Here is a 19,224-nt window from a genome sequence, read left to right as displayed (position 1 = left end):
TGTTAATCTTGATATACATAAAGTTGTAACTCGCCATTTTTATCATAAACAGCTACGCGATATTTAAAGCTTTCTTTAGCCAGTTTGGAAATAGTTTGTTTGAAGTTTACCAGTCCAGTTTCATCGGCAGTAACTTCTTGCTGATTCCAAGTTGTCCAGCTATCATCTGTTCCATCAGTGCTTCTTTCAAAAGCTAACTGATAAGTTTCAACTGCATCGCGCTGCATAGCGAATGTCATATCATAAGTTGCATTTTGAGGTGCAAGTACATCCTCTACTTTGGCTGTCATATCAGTACTTTTGACAGCATTGTCGTCCACTACATCTTGCTCAATTCCTTCTGACTCTTCTGTTGTTTCTATTTCAGACGGATTGCTTTCTTCTGGTTGAAATGGTGTTAAAGAAATTGTAAAATTAGCGCCTTTGTTATAAGAAACTTCTTTTTTGACAGGATACTCAAAAATCTTACTTTCTTTTGTTTCATTATTTGTTGTTTCAAGAATTAGTTTGGCCTCTAAGTTAACTGATTCATCTGTAATAACTGGTACCAAACGAATATCGCCCTTCTCTTGATTAACAATTTGATAATCCACTTCTGTATTGTCTTCTTCATTAATTAACTCTACAGTTGCTTTGTTAAGTGTATAATCTGCTGAACTCCAGTTATAGTTAACTTGTAATGTTTTTTCCGGAGTTTGTGTTGCTCGTAAACTTTTCAAAACAGTTGCTTGCATGGTGTAATATTTTTCTGAGCTGTTCAGTTTTATTGTTTCACCATTTTTCATTTCAATTATTGTTTGGAACTGGTAGGCAGTACTTGGGGTTAAATCTGTAATATTGAGAAGCTCCCCACTGCCATTTACAAGGTTTGTACTTGCATCCATGTAAAAGCTATCGCCGTCTACTTTTGTTACTTTAATTCGTGTGCGTTTAACTCCATCAATCTGTGCATCTAGCGCAACATTAATTTTCATCGTTGTACTTGTTACACTTTGCATTTGGTACACGGCAGAGACTGTTTGCGTTGTGAAAGATTCACTTTGCATTTTCACTTCTTGAATGCCTTTATCTGTACCTAAATCATATTGATAAGTAAACTCAAGATGATATTTTCCGTTTGGTGAAAGCCCTGTTAAATTAGCTTCTGTATCTACAGCTGATACATATTGTGTGTTTACTGTTTTGCCGCTAGTTTCATCTACAGCACTGATTTTTGTAACACCAATTAGTGTGTTGTTTGGATCGGCATAAGTGTAACTAACTTTGGCGCTTGTAACACCTGGAGCAATATATCCAATTCGTAGAGAAGGGATATTTCGTTCTAGTTTCTTATTTAGCTCTTCAATTTTTTTCAGCACTTCATCATAGTTATCAATTTCATCTAAGTTTCCGCCTGAACCACTTCCGCTAGCACTACCATTTGAGTTGCCGTCTGTATTACCAGTAGCACCACCAGTTGAAGCGCCATTCGAATCATTATTAGAGCCGCTGTTTGAATCATTGTTAGAACCACTACCTGAGTTGCTATCAGTATCAGTTGTTCCGTCGCCTTCTTTAGTTCCATTTGAGCCATTTCCAGCTTTTAGTGTACTACTGTATTTTTTAGTAGCATTTAGTTCACCGCTTGCCTGCTCAGATGACTTATTACTGCCACTTTCTGATTCTTTTTCTTCTTCTTTCTTAGCAACAGTTTTCTTTTCTTCCTCTTCTTTTACAACCGTTTTTTCATTATCCGTTCCACCGAAACTAGCAAGATCGATTTTGCGTTTATCAACGGTATATGTTTCATTACTTGCATCTAGAACTGTTTCATCATTGACTTTTAAGGTCATATGTCCTAAATAACGACTTTTCTTTTTATTTTCATAAATAGTAACACTACCTGTTTTATCAATTAGCAGTAACGGTTTGGAAACTTCTTTAATTTTTTCCCCGCCTAGATAAAGTGTTGCATCTGCATTTAAAAAGTATTGTCGATTTGCTAATTTAACTACGCTGTTTTCTGCAATTGTTGAATTTTTGTATTGAAATGAAGAATTAGTCGGCTCATATACTTCTCTTCCTTTGAGCTTACTACTTATACCATCTGTATCAATTACTGGAACACTTTTTGTAAACATAAGTGAATCTTTATCGAGATAGAGAATAGTACTTTCCATTATTTCATTTCGGGTATCTTCTTCATTGTTTTTAGCAATTAGCTGATCATCATTCCAACTGCGATACAATGTGTTTCCTTTTTGAAATTGCAATGTTTCCTGTTCGTTATTTAAAACTACACCATTATCAGGGAGGGAGACAAGATTGTATCTTGCCTCCTTAAAGGAACCCCATAAGACAACAGCAATAATTATTAGCGGAACAGCTGCAACGATTATGCCTATTTTCCATGTAGGTTTCATTTACTTTCCTCCAGTTCAATCACTCCAAATGTTTTCCCTGATTCTGCTTCTTTTACAGTTACTTCAGAGTCGTGATAATCTGCTTTAATCTTAACGCCAGAATCTAAATCTTCTTTTTGAACAGTTTGTGTTTTTGTAAAGTCTTTACCAAACCAAGACTGAACGGTTTCCCAAGCTGTTAATTCTTTTGGCTCAACAGAAATAGTCACTTCCGTTTTAGCATCTGATGTATTGTTACTCATCAGTGTAAAACTATCTTTTGAAATATCTGCTTTTACGTTATTTTCTTCATTAGTACCTTGATACAAGGCTACTGGTTTCTTATCTTGATCGAAAACAGTTAAAGTATAGTTGCTAGTTGGCTCCATTGATAACGAAACCACTTCGGAAGCATCTTTTGCAGCTACTTTTTCTGTATCAATCACTTTGTTATCTTCATCTTTCAATTCATAAGTGTACGTTTCATTTTTGTTTTCGTCTGTATTTGCTAACGCAACGTCTAGCGTATCACTTGTCGCACGAACGCTCTTGAAGGATGTTAATAACAACGAAACATCTTGTTGTAACGTAATAAAGTTGGAAGTTTTTTCATAAGTTTTGATTTCATTTGTTGGTGTTTTATAAGTGATAATCATTTTTCCTAGGAAACTTTGGTCTTTCTTTTTACCAGCTATACTAAAGTTTTGAGAAATTGTTGCTGGATAAGCACTTGGTAAAGTCATATTTTTTGTTTCAACTAGTTGTGTTCTCTCATTATTACCACCATAATCAATCAACTCATAGAATTCCATTTTGATATTTTGAATGGTTGCAGAACCTGGTTTTACTTCTTTTGCTTGTAGCTTGATACTTTTAGTTGCTGCATCCAGTTGGATTGTAAGTGAGTTGGAAGTAACATATTCGTCATCAGTTGTAAAATTGAAACTATTGTTCCACGCTCTACTTCCGCCGCCATCTAGATTATCGTATTTCGTGCTAATTGTTAGCGTATATCCAGTTCCAGGGTCTAATTCGCTAAATGTATTTATCCAACTAGCTGTATCTCCCCCTGTAAAGTTGCCTTTCTTCACTTCTGTTCCAGTTTTTGTATTCCTCAAGACATATTGGAAGCTCTTATTCGGGCCGCCTACCAAATAGCTTTGCGGATCGTTATAAGAGAATTTTAATGTCGCTTCTCTTGCGGAAACATTTTCTAGTGTAATTGGAGCAGAAACATTACTTGGTGGAGAAATATAAATAGCTTTTGCATCACTCAAGAAGCTTGGTGCCTTCGCTAAACTAGTTTTCATATAAGCAGCGATGACATAAGACTTACCAGACACATAATTTTGTCCACCAGAAGTATTATACAAGCCAAATTCTGGAGTTTTAGTTAAATCATCAAATGTTGCTACAGGAGTTTTAGTTGCTAACTCTTGTTCCAATGCCACTAAATCAGATAAATTAGACGAAATAGTTGCAGCATCATACATGCGATATTCAATGTTCGTTAATACATTACTTTCATCCAAGAAATTAACCGTACCTTTGATTGTTCGGTTACCATATGCAGGACTCCATTGATATGAAGTTGAAGTCATACTTGGAACACTCTTCTCTGTCGTAATTGTTTCTGTATAGTACACTTTATCTTTTTCACCAGTTCCATCGAGTAAATTGTATTTACCTTCTACTTTAACGATATAGTTGGTATTTGGTGAAAGTCCTACAACAGAAATATCACGTGTTGGCAATCCGTCTATTCTGACAGAACCAGCAATTGTTGTGCCATCTGTTTCATAAACATTGACATATAATTCATTTTTGTTATCTTTTTTCACTGTTGTGTTGTCTTTATCTTCACCGATTACATCAATCTTAACTCGTTTGTCAAAGATACCGATGTTTTCAGCAGAAATATCTGGCTCTACAAGGTCTTTTGTAGCAAGAGGTGATGAAACTTGTTCTGTTTTTTCTTGAGTAGAGTATAAATCTATTCTTGATCCAGAAGCTTCATCATTGACTAGCCCTAGAGAAAAGTCTACATAACGCCTGTTAAGAGCCGGAACATAGCTTCCATCACTTTGACGGACTAGAGTAAAGGAATCAGCAGTTTCACTATTACTAATTAAAATCCCATTACGATAAGCCATATACTTACCTGTCCAGATATTTTTAAATGTTACATTAGAAATATCTCCTTGCGAATTAGTGCTACCTTTTGTTACTGAGAAAACGTCTGCGCCATTGATACTATTTGTTGTTGAAATAACTCCATTAGCGGAACTAACAAAAGATCCACCATTTCCAATTGACATATAATAATTATCGCCCAGGTTTTCGTTATCCATTTGGTTTTCCATATAATTCATTTTCATTTCTAGTGATAATTGATACGTATTACCAAACCAAATATTTCCAAAAGGTAATGCAAGTGTTTGTTCATCAAATTGGTTAGCTCCAGATTTCGTTACTGTATAATCCGGATCAGTACTGGAAGCATCTTGTAAATTATATTTTGTTCTCATTACAGTACTTTTTGCTGTTGCATCAGGTTGAGGAGTAAGAACTAATGCTCGTCCTGTTGCATCCATTCCAATTCCAGCGCCTACTTGTGGAGCAGTTGTATTAATAGCTTTCAGTTGTTTTGTCATGAAAGTGTCTGTTACTGCTGAACTACCACTTGAAATAATGTAATCACCTTTTGTTGCAAGTGTTGTCGTGCCAGTGCTTGAAAGTGGTAATGTTACAGTGTTTTTCCCACTTTGAAGTGGCTTATTGCTTCCAGTTGTACTAGCAATTTCTAATGTACCAGGAACAATTGCCTTTTCTTCATCATTCACGTAGACATTCATTTTAACTTCGCTTGCAGAACGACTTAAAATTTCATATTCAACTGTTGGTTTTTCTTTTTTGATTTGAATCGTTTCAGAACTGATTTCAATATGATGTTCTTCGTAATTATCGTTCCATACTACATCCGCTTTAATAACATAGTCATAACCGCGTCCAAGTAGTTTGTTTGTTAAATCAAAGTACACATATTTGCCAAAATCAGCAGCTGTAGAAACTTCTTGCTCAACTAGCGGAGTATCTAAGTCGCTTGTTTTATAAATGCTATACACAATAGAGCTTGTCGCATTATATTTATCCAACATAGGCAAACTTGATTCTTCAATTCCAGCTAATCCGCCTACTTTCATTTGGTCGGACTGGTAATCGAATAGAACTTTATCCGTTACTGGTGCTTCTTTTTTCGTTTTAAATACAAACTGGCCAATTACTGGTACTTTATTCATTCCACTATCATAGCCATCTTCTATTTTCACTAAATATTCTTTATTAATATTTAAGTCTTCAAAGGAATAACTCTTACCTATACTACTCATTAAATCTTCAAAATCGCCTTGTAGCTCAATTGTTTTAATAAGTGTACTTGTATTATTTTCATAAATATTTAACTTAGCTTCATTTAATTTAACAGCGGCATCAGATAATTTAACATTAATTTGTGCCTTATCAGTTTCAACCGAGTCTAATGTGAAGGTCGCATTTACTTTGGAAACTTCTGTAGTTCGGAAAACACCTGATTGTCCGATAATTTGATCAACCATAATTCCTGCTCCATCATCTAAATTATAGGAAGCAGTCATCACAGCGACGTAATAGGTTTCACTTTCCAGCCCTTCAAATTCTAGTAAATTTGTAATATCGGCCTTACTTAAAAGATCCACTGTCGCTACAGGATTTCCACTATACATTCCTTGTGCATCTGATTTGTATAGCTTAAGTGTCGGGTGAGTTAAATTATCATAAAGAATCGTGTTATCTGCATCAAAAACTTCATAGTTAATGGATAATTTATCTTGTTCCGCTTCTTTTAATGAGAATTGAACAGTTGGTTTTGTCTTTTTACCAACGATAACACTATTTGAAACTGGTGATGCAAATGTGTAATCATACTGACCGTTGTTTCCAGAAATATAAGCTACAAAAACATAATTATTATCGCTCATATCCACTGTTCGACCAACTTTTACAGCAGTGTTTTTCTGACTAGCATCTACAACTGAGTAAGCATATTCTTTTGCTTTGTCCCCATTGGCTTTGTAATCGTCTTCCAAATAAGCTACATAACGAATGCTTGTTATTGCATTATCAGTATCAACTAATTTGACTGGCTCAACTAAAAATTCGCCTTTATCTGTACTATATGAAAGATTTAAGCCATCAATGGTTGGTTTTGCTTTTAATGTGGAGGAAATGAAGTACCAGCTCTCGTCTGTTACATCTTTACCATCAACAATTAGTTTGTCCATTTCGATAATATATTCTTTACTACTACTTAATGAATCAAACGTCACTTCTACTTGACCATTCTTCGTTAATGCAGCTGCATCTACTGTGATAGTTTTAGAAGTTGTTACTTTACTAGTATTTTCTTTGATTTTTAAAACAAGTTGATCAATTTTACCATAAAGCTCTGTCGCAGTAATTTTAGCTTTTAAATAATCCTCACCGCGTTCTGTTACTTCTGGTTTCAATACAACTGGTTTTGCTTTTACAGTTTGGCGGAAGAAGATTGTTTCTTGCGTTTTATCGCTAGCTGACAAATAACTTCCTTGAACTACTACTTGATAAGTTTCACCATACTTCAAATTATTGAAAGTGAAGTTTTGATTTATTTTTTTCGAATCTAACGGGACTTTTTTCACAACATTATTATTGCTGTCATAAAGGATTGCTTCCAATGATTTAAGTCTATTCGAAGTATCCGTTAGTTTTAACTCGGCAGAAGCAGTTTGACCTTTAACCTTCAAATTAACATCTACAATTGGCACTTGGAAACTATTCATGCCATCTGTTTCGTTTAATTTCTTGATAATTTCATTTGCCTGATCTACATCGCCTTGGTTTCCACCTGACTTATCTCCATCAGTTCTATTATCATTTGTATCGGACCCTGATTCTGTTCCTGTCGAACCGGATTTGTCTCCGTCAGCGCCTGAACTAGTTCCATTCGTGCCAGACTCTCCTCCACTTGCTCCACCATTACCGTCTGTGGTGTTTGAGCCTTCTGTGTTACTTGTTCCTTGTTCTTGATTATTATTTGCTTGTGTTTTTGATGCGGTATCATCTTTTTCTTCTTTATCTGTCGTTGCTTTCTCTTTCTCTGTTTCTGTTTTTGCTGGCGTTAATTTCCGTGCATCTGCATCATCATCAATTTCAACTTTGATGGAACGGATATCAATATCTTTTTCATTATCAGTTTGGCTAGTGAGTAATTCTTTTTCTAATTCAAAATGGTAATGATTGTTTTCCATTTCGATATAGGCATCATCACTTGCTATTTCTTCCAGCGTTTTATCTCCCATTAATTGGACTTTTTTATTTTTGTCAATGGAAACAATGACGTTTTTTGGTAATTTTTTATTAAGCCCTTTATTATTTTTCAAGTAAGCATTATCTAAAATAATGTATCGGCCTTCAGCAAGTTTAACAACAGTTCCTTTTGGTAGTTGTGCAATGGCTTTATCATCATCATTTTTCGCATTATATACACTTTTATTTTCTATTACTGATGTTTTAGATGGTAATTCTATTAAATCTGTTGAACTCTTTATTGCAACACTTTTTCCTAAGAATTGAATCTTTCCATCTTTTAAAAACAATGTCCGTGAAAGATTGATTGGCTTCATTTCTTTGCCATCACTAATTGTTTTTTCATTATTAATCCAAGTGTCGTTATACTTAGCTTCATTTGAAAAGGTAACTGTTTTTCCATCTGGACTATACGTGTAGCCTGCCATCTCAATGGCATAAGCATCGTCTCTCATCAGAAAAAAGGCTGAACCAATTGCGCTAATAGCAAGTAAAGTAACAATGCTTATGACTAAAATATTCTTTTTCAAGTTCTTCCTCCACCTTCTTCGTGATTATTTTTCCAACAAAACGCTTGGCTCATTTCGTTCAAGTGTCTTATCGGTATTGCGTTTCTTTGCAAACTGTTTCTATTAATTAATCTGAAATTACAAGGCTTCTTTTTCCAAATAATCAATCTTGTTCTCCCTGCTTGTCAGTCTCCATGGTGATGATTTAATATCTAGTATTCCTTTATTGTGTAATTCGTTTACAACTGATGATGTTGTAGGAACTGAACAGTTTGCTAATTTTGCTAAAATATTTATATGAAGCCAGTCAGAAAAAACTGGCATTTTCTTATTGGTTAAACCATTTTCTAGTAAGAAATTAAGTGTAGAAATAATTTTGTTCCTAGAAGCTTCTGTTCCTAGCAATTCTTGGCGTTTTAAATCTTGTTCGTTTTTTTCTGCTATTTGCAAGAAAAATACTGATAATATTTGTTCCTTCTCTAATTTACCGAAAACTGTTTCAGCAGGTATAAGGCAAATTTCCGTTGTTTCTAAAGCCTTCAACTCCAGTGAATTCCGAGTTGGGAAAATAAAGCTTTTTTGAAAGAAACAGCGAGCGATTCCTTTTTTCTTACCAGCACTTTCTTCTATTAAAGTGCCTTTCTTCATTAATAGAATATGATCACGATCAACTGTAATGCTCTCCCATGCTTTTATTTTTTTAAATACGTGAGAAAAATTACTCAGTAAATATGTATAAATAATGGCATCTCTCTTCACATAATCATAGAATTCAATATATTTCATTATTAATATCAGCCCTTCTAAATTTCTGTTTTATCTCTTTGCGTTGTGCTATTGGACTACACTTAAGTATCTTACTACCTTAGAAGAACTATGATAAGCGCCATAAAAAGCAAAACTTCCGATTTTAAGGTGCGATTTGTGACAATTTTGACATCATTGTTTTTTTGACGTATTTATTGATTAAGTACATAACAAAAAATCTCGTTGCCACCTGCCTCCTCGATAAACAGACTTTTAAAAGGCATTTTCCGCATAATGGCAACGTTTTCACAGGTGTTTGATCCCACTCAAAAACGTTAATTGGTTCTTCTTATATATAAAATTTAACTCAGATTATGCTTTTTATTACCTGATTTATAAAAGTTTCAAGTGCAAATTCCCACGCGAAATTTCCTTATTTTCATACGAAAAATCGTAGTATATAAAGCTAAGTTAACTTTGTTTTTTTGATAATATAGCATCATAGCAGGGTTTTTAAGTAAAAATCTATAAAATTCAGTTATTTGTAATTGTGACCGTTTAGACACAAATTTTCCTGTTCCAAAAGCTATTCTAATAATAAGGCACTTTTATTATTAAAAAAGATAGAATTGTTTGTTATAATGAACAAATGGTTTTCTTAATTAAATGAAGATAATGAAATACAAGGAGGAAAACTATGTGGAAACGGCATAAATGGCTTTTTATAGCGATTCTACTATTAGTAATTTATGTAGCGCCATTGTTCTTACTTAAAGGTGATAGTCATATTCGGATTCATGATAATTTGGATTCCAATGTTACTTGGTACAAAATGCTTCTAAATAGTGGGGATTATACAGCAAAAGTTGGTATGACAAATATGAACCAATTAATGGGTGGTAGTGTTTCAAGAGATACTTTTGATTCTGAATTTGTTGGTATTGACTGGCTTTACCTATTTTTTAGTACGCCTACTGCATTTGCACTAAGCCAATTAATTACTCGTGTATTTGCTTTTTTAGGATTATTTTTATGGGCAAGAGATTATCTTATAAAAGACGAAAAATTTCTCGTGCCGCTTTACTTTATATCACTAGCATTTGCACTAACACCTTATTGGCCATCAGGAATGCTAAGTACGCTTGGTATGCCACTTGCTTTATGGGCTTTTTTAAATATTAGAAATCATAAAAGGCGAATTTGGAATATCCTCATTTTGACGCTACTTCCTTTTTATTCCAGTTTGATTTTAGGTTTTTGTTTCTTTTTAGTGATGGTGAGCTGCATTTGGTTGTACGATCTCTGTACGAAAAAACAACTTCATATCCGCTTTCTATTAAGTATCATTTATATGGGACTAGTGTATTTGATAGTGAATTATCGTTTTATTTACACCATGTTCTTGCACCCCGAACCTGACTCAAGGAGTGAATTTGGGTTATATCATTTAAATGTACTTAGTTCCATCAGACTAAGTTTTAAAAATTTTGTCGTTGGTCATACACATGATCAAGCGCTTGTTGGATATGTTATTTTACCAATACTTCTGCTAGTATTAGCTTCTATTCTTATTCGAAAAGAATGGGCAAAAGAAAAAATCTTTCTATTAATATTTATCTTTACATTATTTTTATCGTTTTGGTATGGATTTTGGTGGTTTGATGCCTGGAACATTTTAAAAGAGCATATTGAAATATTGCGAACTTTTAACTTTTCTAGATTCCATTTTTTGCAACCATTCTTATTTTATGGTCTTTTTTCCCTTGCGATTGTTTACTTAATAAAAAAAGGGTCTGGTTGGAAGAAATTGGCTTATGTGGCGATTATTTTACAGCTCATCGTTGTTTTTGCTCATAATTCAGAAATATATTATCGTTTTGGGGACAATCCTAGTATTAATCAATTTTATGCAACAGAGCAATTGGAGGAAATTAAAGAATATATTGGCAAACCATCCTCCAGTTACCGAGTTGGAAGCATTGGACTACATCCTTCTATCTCACAAGAAAATGGTTTTTACACGGTTGATGGCTACGTCAATTCTTATCCACTTAGTTATAAACGTGCATTTCGTAAAATAATTGCTGGTGAGTTAGACAAGAGTCTTACTTTAAAAGATTATTATGATAATTGGGGAAATCGCTGTTATCTATTTTCTGCAGAATTAGGAAAAAATTATGATTATGGAAAGCACACTAAAAAACACATTAAAAACCTAACTTTTAACGCTAGCGCTTTTAAGGCAGTTGGTGGCGAGTATGTCTTATCTGCTGTCCCTATTGATAACGCCAGCGAACAAGGATTAAAATTCGAAAAAGCTTTTAATAATAAGCAGTCTTATTGGAAAATTTATTTATACAAAGCAATATAAGGAATTACTAAAAACATGGGAAGACGCTAGGTGTAACTAGCTACCTCTCATGTTTTTTGTGGTATGATGAGTAAAAGGAGTGATTTTAAATGAAACAGGCAATCCAATCAGTTGGTATTTGGGGCGACAGTATTTTGAAAGGCGTACTTTTCAATCCTGAAAAAAATCGCTATACGCTACTTAAAAACAACTGTATTAAACGCGCATCTGAAAAATTAGGTGTCACTTTTCAAAATCATTCCACCATGGGACGAACTATTATAAAAGGAAACGAAATTTTAAAAAAAGATTTAGCTAAAGATGCTAGTAACGATATTGCTATCATTGAATTTGGTGGGAATGATTGTGATTTCAACTGGGCAGAAGTGTCTGAAAACCCACATCTAGCGCACATTCCAAGTACACCCCTTGATTTATTTGAAGCGCAATTGTATGAAATGATTGCTAGGCTTAAAAAATTAGAAATCCAACCAATTTTGATGACACTTCCACCACTTCATGCCAAACGTTATTTTCAGTTTATTACGCGAAATGGGCTAAATAAGGAAAATATTCTTTCCTTTTTAGGTGGTGATGTCCAAATGATTTATCGTTGGCAAGAACGTTATAGTAATGCCATCTCAAGAATTGCAAAAACTAGTGGTAGCCATATTATTGATATTCGTGATATTTTTCTTGCTGAATTTCATTATGAAGACCTCCTCTGTGCAGACGGTATCCATCCAAACGAAGCAGGTCATATCAAGATGTCACGCAAATTCATTCAATATGCGAACTCCTATAAAAAATAGTAAGAGACATTACTTAACCCTAGAATAACAGGCAAGTAGTATCCCTTTTTAATGAAATGGTCCAAAATTAAAGATAACAAAGCTTTCATGTTATACTTTAGAAAAAAGGAGTGTATGCTTATTTTACAATTACAAAAAATGACTTCTGAAGATTTACAAGACTTTCTAGCATCCGCTATTTCAGACTATGCCCAAGATAAAATTGAAGCTGGTACTTGGTCTGAAAAAGAGGCGCTAACAAAATCAGAAGAGTCCTTTAAAAAATTACTTTTTGATGGAATAACAACGCCTAATGAATATCTTTACAGCATTTTCACCTCGCAAAAAATTGGTTATCTGTGGTTTCATTTAAACGAAACAGCTACTCAAAAAACGGCATTCATTTATGATTTCATTATTTTTGAAGAATTTCGTGGTCAAGGCTTCGGCACACAAAGTTTAGCCGCTCTTGATATTTTGGCTAAAGAAATGCAAATAGATAAAATGGAACTACATGTCTTTGCACATAATCAAACCGCCATCCATTTATATAACAAAGTTGGTTTTAAAAACACTGATATTACGATGGCAAAATACCTTTAAAAAAAAGCAGTTTGGAATCTATAGAAATTGGATTTCAAACTGTTTTATTTTAGACTCGATTGTTCTATTTCAGCTAACTTCTCGTTTCCTTTAGTTGTTCTTAAATATCTTGTTGTCTGACCCTCTGTACTTCGAAAAACAAAGTCATTTTCTTCCAACCAATAAACGGCAAAAAGCAACTGATTTTTAGTAAAGGGTCTGGTTCCTGGAAACGCCATTAATTCATACATTAAGTGATCCATAGTCGCATTTACATCTTCGGTTCTTGATAAAATTTGATACATTACCTCTTCAGTTGGTCGTTCCATTGTATCAACTCCCGCTTAAAACATTCTTATTCCCCCGATAATCATTGTCGCTTAAAATTGATTAAATCTTTATTAAGTTTAAGGCAAACAACACAACTAATAATAGATTAAATAATACAGCAATCCATTTTTCATCTAATAATTTATTTAAATGTGTCCCAATTATCGCCCCAAGAATTGCCCCAGGTATCATATAAATTCCAATAGAAAAGTCACTTCCACCAATTATCATGTAGGAACCAATACTCGCAAATGAAGTAAGCAGCGTAACATAACTTGAGGTAGCAGATGCAGTCTTTTGATTTAACATAAAGATCAAAAGTAAAATCGGAATAACAATTGGTCCACCTCCAATTCCGAATAAACCTGCTAAAAAGCCAATGATTATCCCAAATAAATATGGCATAATTCGATATTTACTTAAGAAGTGTGGTTGTTCACTTTGCCGCTTCTTTTTCCACACCATTAATAGCAAAAGTGCAACAATTAAAGCGCCATATAAAAAACGATAAACCGCTTCTGGAAGCATTTGATTTACCATCGCGCCAACAAAAGTCGTCGGAATGCTTGTAATTGCGATTTTCAGTGCTAAGCCTACATTTCCTTGTTTACGTTTGTAGTAGATACTACAAGTAAATATCGCCATTGTAAATACTGTTAAAGCAGAACTAAAAGCAGCTGTACCTTGAGAAACCCCCATTAGTAACAAGATTGGCAAAAGGATAACGCCCCCACCAATACCTAAAAAACTTCCAATAACACTAGTACTAAGAGCTATTAGAAAATATGTTATTATCTCCATTTAATATTACCTCTTTTCTATATATATTAGCTTATCATATTTCTATTAATTAAGAAGCACTAAAAAAGACAATAAATTATTGCCTTTAACTTTTTATAGTTGGAGTAGGTTCTATAAGTATTAGTTTAATTCCTCATCCTTATATGTACTGCCTTCTGTTCCCAATTACTAAAAATTGCTATTTATTCAGCACACCCCTTTGCTTACCTCCAGTATACTTGACTGACAAACATTAAAGAAGAGGTTTTTCTTCTTTATAGGTTTCAATTAATGCTTCTTCTAAATCATATAGCGAATCATTTGTTTGATCAAGTGAGTATCCATGGTCTAAAGCAAAAATAATAATCGCATCCCGGCGGTTTTTTGCATATAGCGGCGGATATTCGGTATATTTTAGTAAGCGACTCGCTTCTAGTCCTGAAAGTTTAAATCCAAAAGAAAGAGCAATTGTCCTATCCCGTGATGGCCTTCTAACTCCACTAAAAATTTGATAGCCATATGTTTCATGTAGTCTTGCTGCGCGAATAACGCTTGCTTTTGTTAAATTTTTTTCTGCTAGTAATTCCTTCAAATAACTAACCATTTCATTTGACTTGAATTCGCCCTCATTTTCATCTAGTACTTGGCGTAAATTGGTCGCTTTTTTTAATTCATGAAGTAATTTACTTGTCTCTTTTTCCCCATCCATTAGGCATGCCTCCGACTGTTTTTTTTCATTATATCACGGAATAAGTACCAGACTACTATGCTTCATGCTATAATTTTACTATAAATGTGTAGAAGGGGTTTAACTTAAATGGGAGAAATGACACTTGCTTTTATAGAAGAACAATATAAAGAATTAGATAAACTAAATGATAAAGAAAATCCTGCGATACTTACACGAAACATTTCATCTGGGGCATTGTTTGTTCGCAAAGTACTTCCAATTGGCTATACTTCTGTTATTGAACAACTTAAAAACTTATCTAGCAATTTTTTACCTAAAATTGAAGTAATGATTCCAAATGGCAAAAACTTAATTGTTTATGAAGAATACATTAATGGGAACAATTTAGCCGATTTAATAAAAGTACATTCTACATTTGCACCCGATGAAGTAACTCGGTTGATGTTAATGCTAGCTAACGCGCTATCCGAACTGCATGCAAACGACATTATTCATCGCGATATTAAACCTTCCAATATAATGATTTCAAATGATGGTATTTTAAAATTAATTGATTTTGATGCTTCTCGTGTTTATGAAGTTGGTAAAAATCAGGATACTGTTAATCTTGGCACCATTGGCTATGCGGCTCCTGAACAATATGGTTATTCGCAGACTGATGCCCGGTCAGATATTTATAGTATTGGGGTTTTGATGTTAGAGCTACTACTCGGAAAAAATACCCATCCTGATCAAGAAAATATTACCTCACTTGAAAAAATTGCTGTCCAAGCAGCATCGTTTGATCCAGATAAACGGTACCAAACGATGGAGGAATTTCGCACAGCGATAAAAAATGATTCTCTTGGGCCTACCTTTGCCTCCGAATTATCTGATTTTGCAAGTTTTGAAACTACAAAAAAAGAAATTAAACCACCTTCTCTTCCTTGGTATCGACATATTCCTGGTTTCAGAACCGGACGAACTTGGAAAACGGTTATCGCCGTATTTGGTTATATATTTATATTATTTGGTTTATTTAGCGCCCCAGCAGAGGGTGTTAAAATAAGCCACACAGTTAATTTTTTTGGTAATTTCCTTTTAATTATTCCCGCATTTGTTCTTTTAACGAATTTATGTGGAATTTGGACAAAGTTACCATTGCTAAAATCACCCTCTATCATAAAAAGAATACTTGGCCTGATTGTTTACCTATTTATCTGTATGATGATTTCTAGCATATTTACCGATTTATTCTACTAGTCCTATGCCCATAGCATAGGACTTTTCTTCTTATTACATGGTCTAATAGAAACAGATAAAACAAGAAGGAGAGAATACAATGAAAAAATGGAAACACGCTTTACTATTAATGGGGGTTCTTACTTTTGCTCTAACACTAACAGCATGTGGAGGAACTGAGGATACTTCTAATGAGGCAAAAACAGAAACAGCGAAAGCAGAAACGAAAGAAAAAGCAAAACAAAAAACAGACCCAAATACTCTGGGCGATTACAAAGTTGAAATTCTTAGTTCAACTGTTGTCAAAGATTATGAAGGAAAAGATGCTATTGAAATAAAAAGTAAATTTACCAATAATAGCAAAGAAAATATTTCATTTATGATTGCAATTGACCAACAAGCTTTCCAAAATGGAACACAGCTTGAAACAACCGTATCATCAAGTGGCGATATGGGCGGCATTGATAAAGATGTTCAACCTGGTGCAACATTAGAAGTAACTTCCATATATAGTTTACAAGATACTCAAAATAAAGTAGATGTTGAAGCTAAAGAACTCATTAGTTTCAGCAAAAACACTGTGAAAAAATCATTTGAACTAAACTAAAAAAATAACCTACTAACAAATTTTGTTAGTAGGCTATTTTTTTAAGCTTGTCTCCATTATGATTTGCCTTTTCGTTATTAAGTTTAATGAAGTAGATCAACTTTTGCTTATATAGTTTTATAGACTAATCGCTATTAGCAAATTTTATTTATCAAATGAAATAACTATTTTTCCAACTGCATGGTGCGTTTCGCTTAATGCGTGTGCGTCAAACACACCTTTTTCAGAGAATGGAAATGTTTTTCCAATAATTGCTTTTATCGTTTTATTTTCTAGTAACTTAGCTAACTCTTTCAATTGTTCACCATTGGGTTGAAGCCAAATACCACTAGCAGTAATATTTTTCTCTTTCGCTCGTTCCTCGTTAGAAATGCCGACTATACTTACTAAACGTCCAGTGTCTGCTTTTAGAACATCATAACTATCTGTTTCGATTTGTCCGCCCATAGTGTCAAAAACAACATCAATATCAGAAAGAATATCTTTAAAGTTAACTTCTTTATAATCAATCACTTGATCTGCCCCAAGTGATTTTAATAATTCATGATTTTTAGCACTCGCAGTTGTTATTACTTCTGCTCCAGCATGTTTCGCCAGTTGAATAGCGAATGTTCCAACACCGCCAGCTCCAGCATGAATCAACACTTTTTCTCCCTTTTGAAGTTTTGCATGGTCAAATAGTGCTTGCCACGCAGTTAAGCCAGCAAGTGGTACTGAGGCAGCTTCTTCAAAACTAATACCATTAGGAAGTTTTGCTAGCAAATGATCATCTACCGCAGTATATTCTGCATATGTTCCAAATCGTGTGGTTTCTGGGCGAGCAAACACCTTATCCCCAACTTGCCAATCTGTCACACCTTCACCTACCTCTGAAATGACACCAGCTACATCCCATCCTAAAATAATTGGGAATTCCCAGTCCATCATCTGTTTTAAGTAACCCTCCCGAAGTTTCCAATCAATCGGATTAATCGAAGTAGCGCTTTCTTTAATGATAACTTGTTTCTCACCAGGTTTAGGCATAGCTACTTCTTTTTCTTTTAATACTTCCTTACCACCATAATTTTCGATTACTACTGCTTTCATTTTACTTCTCCTCCATTTTCTCTATATTATTCATCATTTTTGTGACCGACTTTAACCATAAAGCAACTTCTTCTTCTGAAAAACCTGCCAATGCCTCATTTTGAAATTTTTCTTTTTCTGCTAATAAAGAAGCCAATTCTACTTCTCCATTTGCAGTTAAAAATAAATACGTATAGCGTTTGTTATCTTTTTTCTTTTTACGGGTAATTAGCCCTTCATCTTCCATACGCTTTAAATGCCTTGTAATACTTGCCGAATCAATGTATAAACTTTCTTTTAACTTATTTTGACTCTGACCGGGTGTTTGTTTAATGTGAAATAAAATCTCTACTTTGGTAAAGCTTTTATTTGTTTGCGTTTCAAAGACATGGCTAATTTCCTTGGATAACAGGTGCATTCGATAAAGTAATTCAGATCTTTCTGTACATGGTTTCAGTATCTTTCACCTCCATAGTTGATACGTCAAATGATATATCAACTATTATACACTTCATTATCTAAACCACAAAGAATTTGCTCGCTTATACTAGTAACTAATTTTTTGTAAGCATATTATTTGCTGTTATCCTTCTATTTACGCTACACTTAATGAATACTTAACTAAATGGAGGCAAGATTGTAATGACAAATGTTCTTTTCATCAAAGCAAATGGTTTACCTGCCGAACGCTCAGTCAGCGTGGCACTTTATGAAATTTTCTTAAAGGAATACAAAAAATCACACCCAGACGATCAAGTAACTGAATTAGATTTATTTGAAGCTAATCTACCTTATTATGATGTAACAATGATGAGTGGATTACATAAAGAAGTTGCTGGTGAAACACTTACTAGTGAAGAAAAACGCTTGGCTGATATCGCCAATGGTTACTTAGATCAATTCTTAGCAGCCGACAAAATCGTTATGGCTTTCCCACTTTGGAATTTCAGTATTCCGGCTCAATTTTTAACTTACTTATTCTATTTGAATCAAGCTGGAAAAACCTTCAAATATACTGCAAATGGTCCAATTGGTCTTGTTACAGATAAAAAAGTAGCTTTACTTAATGCACGTGGCGGAATCTACTCAGATGGCCCAATGCAAAGCTTCGAAATGTCTGTAAATTACGTAAAAAATGTCCTCGGTCACTTCGGAATTTCCGAACCAGAAATGGTGATTGTAGAAGGTCACAATGCAAAACCAGATCAAGCAAAAGATATTATCTCAGCAGGTGCCAAAGAAGCTGCTGAACTCGCTCAAAAATTCTAATCCAAAAGAACTGTCAATGTGAGCTGACCCCCAAAATTTAGACCTAAAAATCTAACTTTTGGAGGTTTTTTTGTATGGCAAAATACAGTTTTGAATTTAAACTTAACATTATCCATGACTATTTATCTGGTCAAGGAGGTGCAACAGTTATTGCAGGTCTGGAAGAAGCAATTTCTCAAACATATGATTGTTCCTATCGTCGCACCTTCCACTCTGATCAAGGCTGGGCGTATCAAATGAAGACCTATGTACAAACATTAAAGGATAACCGTATCTTTCAAAGTATGTCTTGGAAAGGAACCTGCTTAGATAATTCTCTTATGGAGAATTTCTTCAGTATTCTAAAGCAAGAATTGTATTATGGAAAAGTTTATCAAAGTCAAAATGAGTTACGACAAGCCATTAAGAATTATATTTATTATTACAATCATTATAGAATCAATGAAAAGCTTAACTGGAAAAGTCCAGTAGAGTTTCGACGTTTCAATCAAAAAACTGCATAAAAATAGAGTGGAAAAA

14 protein-coding genes and 1 pseudogene are annotated in these 19,224 nt (G+C 34.1%); 7 read left to right on the top strand and 8 right to left on the bottom strand.

Translation table 11 applies throughout. From position 1 onward, the window contains the following. Positions 1-2: 2 nt before the first annotated feature. From HCJ50_RS06915 to HCJ50_RS06905, 3 genes are all read right to left on the bottom strand, one after another. Entirely contained in the window at positions 3-2,402 is a 2,400-nt protein-coding gene (locus HCJ50_RS06915; protein ID WP_185344745.1) for a hypothetical protein, read from the bottom strand. Then, positions 2,399-8,293, bottom strand: coding sequence for an ATP phosphoribosyltransferase regulatory subunit (locus HCJ50_RS06910; RefSeq protein ID WP_185344743.1), 5,895 nt, complete (start codon positions 8,291-8,293; stop codon positions 2,399-2,401). The genes HCJ50_RS06915 and HCJ50_RS06910 overlap by 4 nt, the downstream gene beginning before the upstream one ends. A gap of 117 nt (positions 8,294-8,410) precedes the next feature. Further along, entirely contained in the window at positions 8,411-9,058 is a 648-nt protein-coding gene (locus HCJ50_RS06905; RefSeq protein ID WP_185344741.1) for a Crp/Fnr family transcriptional regulator, read from the bottom strand. Between the two features lie 658 nt (positions 9,059-9,716). Between HCJ50_RS06905 and HCJ50_RS06900 the strand changes: the two genes are divergently transcribed. The 3 genes from HCJ50_RS06900 to HCJ50_RS06890 all read left to right on the top strand — a co-directional run bounded on the left by HCJ50_RS06900 (position 9,717) and on the right by HCJ50_RS06890 (position 12,763). Then, on the top strand, positions 9,717-11,390 hold the full coding sequence (locus HCJ50_RS06900; protein WP_185344739.1) for a DUF6044 family protein: 1,674 nt from the start codon (positions 9,717-9,719) through the stop codon (positions 11,388-11,390). A gap of 89 nt (positions 11,391-11,479) precedes the next feature. Further along, a complete protein-coding gene (locus HCJ50_RS06895; protein WP_185344737.1) occupies positions 11,480-12,181 on the top strand; it encodes an SGNH/GDSL hydrolase family protein in 702 nt (233 codons plus the stop codon). 114 nt (positions 12,182-12,295) lie between these two features. Beyond that, on the top strand, positions 12,296-12,763 hold the full coding sequence (locus HCJ50_RS06890; RefSeq protein ID WP_260443026.1) for a GNAT family N-acetyltransferase: 468 nt from the start codon (positions 12,296-12,298) through the stop codon (positions 12,761-12,763). Between the two features lie 44 nt (positions 12,764-12,807). Here HCJ50_RS06890 and HCJ50_RS06885 read toward each other — a convergent pair whose 3' ends face one another. The 3 genes from HCJ50_RS06885 to HCJ50_RS06875 all read right to left on the bottom strand — a co-directional run bounded on the left by HCJ50_RS06885 (position 12,808) and on the right by HCJ50_RS06875 (position 14,561). Further along, positions 12,808-13,071 carry a DUF3116 family protein gene (locus HCJ50_RS06885; RefSeq protein WP_185344735.1) on the bottom strand — a complete coding sequence of 88 codons (264 nt, stop codon included), beginning with the start codon at positions 13,069-13,071 and terminating at the stop codon, positions 12,808-12,810. Positions 13,072-13,132: 61 nt separating this feature from the next. Further along, entirely contained in the window at positions 13,133-13,873 is a 741-nt protein-coding gene (locus tag HCJ50_RS06880; RefSeq protein ID WP_185344732.1) for a sulfite exporter TauE/SafE family protein, read from the bottom strand. 232 nt (positions 13,874-14,105) lie between these two features. Beyond that, positions 14,106-14,561 carry a hypothetical protein gene (locus HCJ50_RS06875; protein ID WP_185344730.1) on the bottom strand — a complete coding sequence of 152 codons (456 nt, stop codon included), beginning with the start codon at positions 14,559-14,561 and terminating at the stop codon, positions 14,106-14,108. A 108-nt stretch (positions 14,562-14,669) separates the two neighbouring features. On the opposite strand from HCJ50_RS06875, the gene HCJ50_RS06870 reads away from it, so the two are divergent. Beyond that, positions 14,670-15,785 carry a serine/threonine-protein kinase gene (locus HCJ50_RS06870; protein WP_185344728.1) on the top strand — a complete coding sequence of 372 codons (1,116 nt, stop codon included), beginning with the start codon at positions 14,670-14,672 and terminating at the stop codon, positions 15,783-15,785. 79 nt (positions 15,786-15,864) lie between these two features. Then, entirely contained in the window at positions 15,865-16,371 is a 507-nt protein-coding gene (locus HCJ50_RS06865) for a DUF5067 domain-containing protein (RefSeq protein ID WP_185344726.1), read from the top strand. A gap of 144 nt (positions 16,372-16,515) precedes the next feature. Here the strand turns inward: HCJ50_RS06865 and HCJ50_RS06860 are convergent, their stop codons facing one another. Then, a complete protein-coding gene (locus HCJ50_RS06860; RefSeq protein ID WP_185344724.1) occupies positions 16,516-17,457 on the bottom strand; it encodes an NADP-dependent oxidoreductase in 942 nt (313 codons plus the stop codon). A gap of 1 nt (position 17,458) precedes the next feature. After that, positions 17,459-17,854, bottom strand: a complete 396-nt coding sequence (locus HCJ50_RS06855; RefSeq protein WP_185344722.1) for a MarR family winged helix-turn-helix transcriptional regulator — start codon at positions 17,852-17,854, stop codon at positions 17,459-17,461. A 224-nt stretch (positions 17,855-18,078) separates the two neighbouring features. Between HCJ50_RS06855 and HCJ50_RS06850 the strand changes: the two genes are divergently transcribed. Together HCJ50_RS06850 and HCJ50_RS06845 are read left to right on the top strand one after the other, a co-directional pair. Then, positions 18,079-18,705, top strand: coding sequence for an FMN-dependent NADH-azoreductase (locus HCJ50_RS06850; protein ID WP_185344720.1), 627 nt, complete (start codon positions 18,079-18,081; stop codon positions 18,703-18,705). A gap of 146 nt (positions 18,706-18,851) precedes the next feature. Further along, positions 18,852-19,208 (top strand): annotated as a pseudogene (locus HCJ50_RS06845) (transposase); the annotation flags it as partial. Positions 19,209-19,224 lie beyond the last annotated feature (16 nt).

Origin of the sequence: Listeria immobilis, from assembly GCF_014322765.1 — a bacterium.
In the GTDB taxonomy this organism is placed as follows: Bacteria; Bacillota; Bacilli; order Lactobacillales; family Listeriaceae; genus Listeria; species Listeria immobilis.
This window is presented reverse-complemented; position numbering and strand designations above follow the sequence as displayed.

Bases quoted from the DNA above. Each gene is read 5' to 3' on its own strand.
- HCJ50_RS06855 (WP_185344722.1), bottom strand. From the start codon at position 17,854: ATGCACCTGTTATCCAAGGAAATTAGCCATGTCTTTGAAACGCAAACA.
- HCJ50_RS06865 (WP_185344726.1), top strand. From the start codon at position 15,865: ATGAAAAAATGGAAACACGCTTTACTATTAATGGGGGTTCTTACTTTT.
- HCJ50_RS06895 (WP_185344737.1), top strand. From the start codon at position 11,480: ATGAAACAGGCAATCCAATCAGTTGGTATTTGGGGCGACAGTATTTTG.
- HCJ50_RS06915 (WP_185344745.1), bottom strand. From the start codon at position 2,402: ATGAAACCTACATGGAAAATAGGCATAATCGTTGCAGCTGTTCCGCTA.
- HCJ50_RS06900 (WP_185344739.1), top strand. From the start codon at position 9,717: ATGTGGAAACGGCATAAATGGCTTTTTATAGCGATTCTACTATTAGTA.
- HCJ50_RS06860 (WP_185344724.1), bottom strand. From the start codon at position 17,457: ATGAAAGCAGTAGTAATCGAAAATTATGGTGGTAAGGAAGTATTAAAA.
- HCJ50_RS06905 (WP_185344741.1), bottom strand. From the start codon at position 9,058: ATGAAATATATTGAATTCTATGATTATGTGAAGAGAGATGCCATTATT.
- HCJ50_RS06890 (WP_260443026.1), top strand. From the start codon at position 12,296: ATGCTTATTTTACAATTACAAAAAATGACTTCTGAAGATTTACAAGAC.
- HCJ50_RS06875 (WP_185344730.1), bottom strand. From the start codon at position 14,561: ATGGATGGGGAAAAAGAGACAAGTAAATTACTTCATGAATTAAAAAAA.
- HCJ50_RS06885 (WP_185344735.1), bottom strand. From the start codon at position 13,071: ATGGAACGACCAACTGAAGAGGTAATGTATCAAATTTTATCAAGAACC.
- HCJ50_RS06880 (WP_185344732.1), bottom strand. From the start codon at position 13,873: ATGGAGATAATAACATATTTTCTAATAGCTCTTAGTACTAGTGTTATT.
- HCJ50_RS06850 (WP_185344720.1), top strand. From the start codon at position 18,079: ATGACAAATGTTCTTTTCATCAAAGCAAATGGTTTACCTGCCGAACGC.
- HCJ50_RS06870 (WP_185344728.1), top strand. From the start codon at position 14,670: ATGGGAGAAATGACACTTGCTTTTATAGAAGAACAATATAAAGAATTA.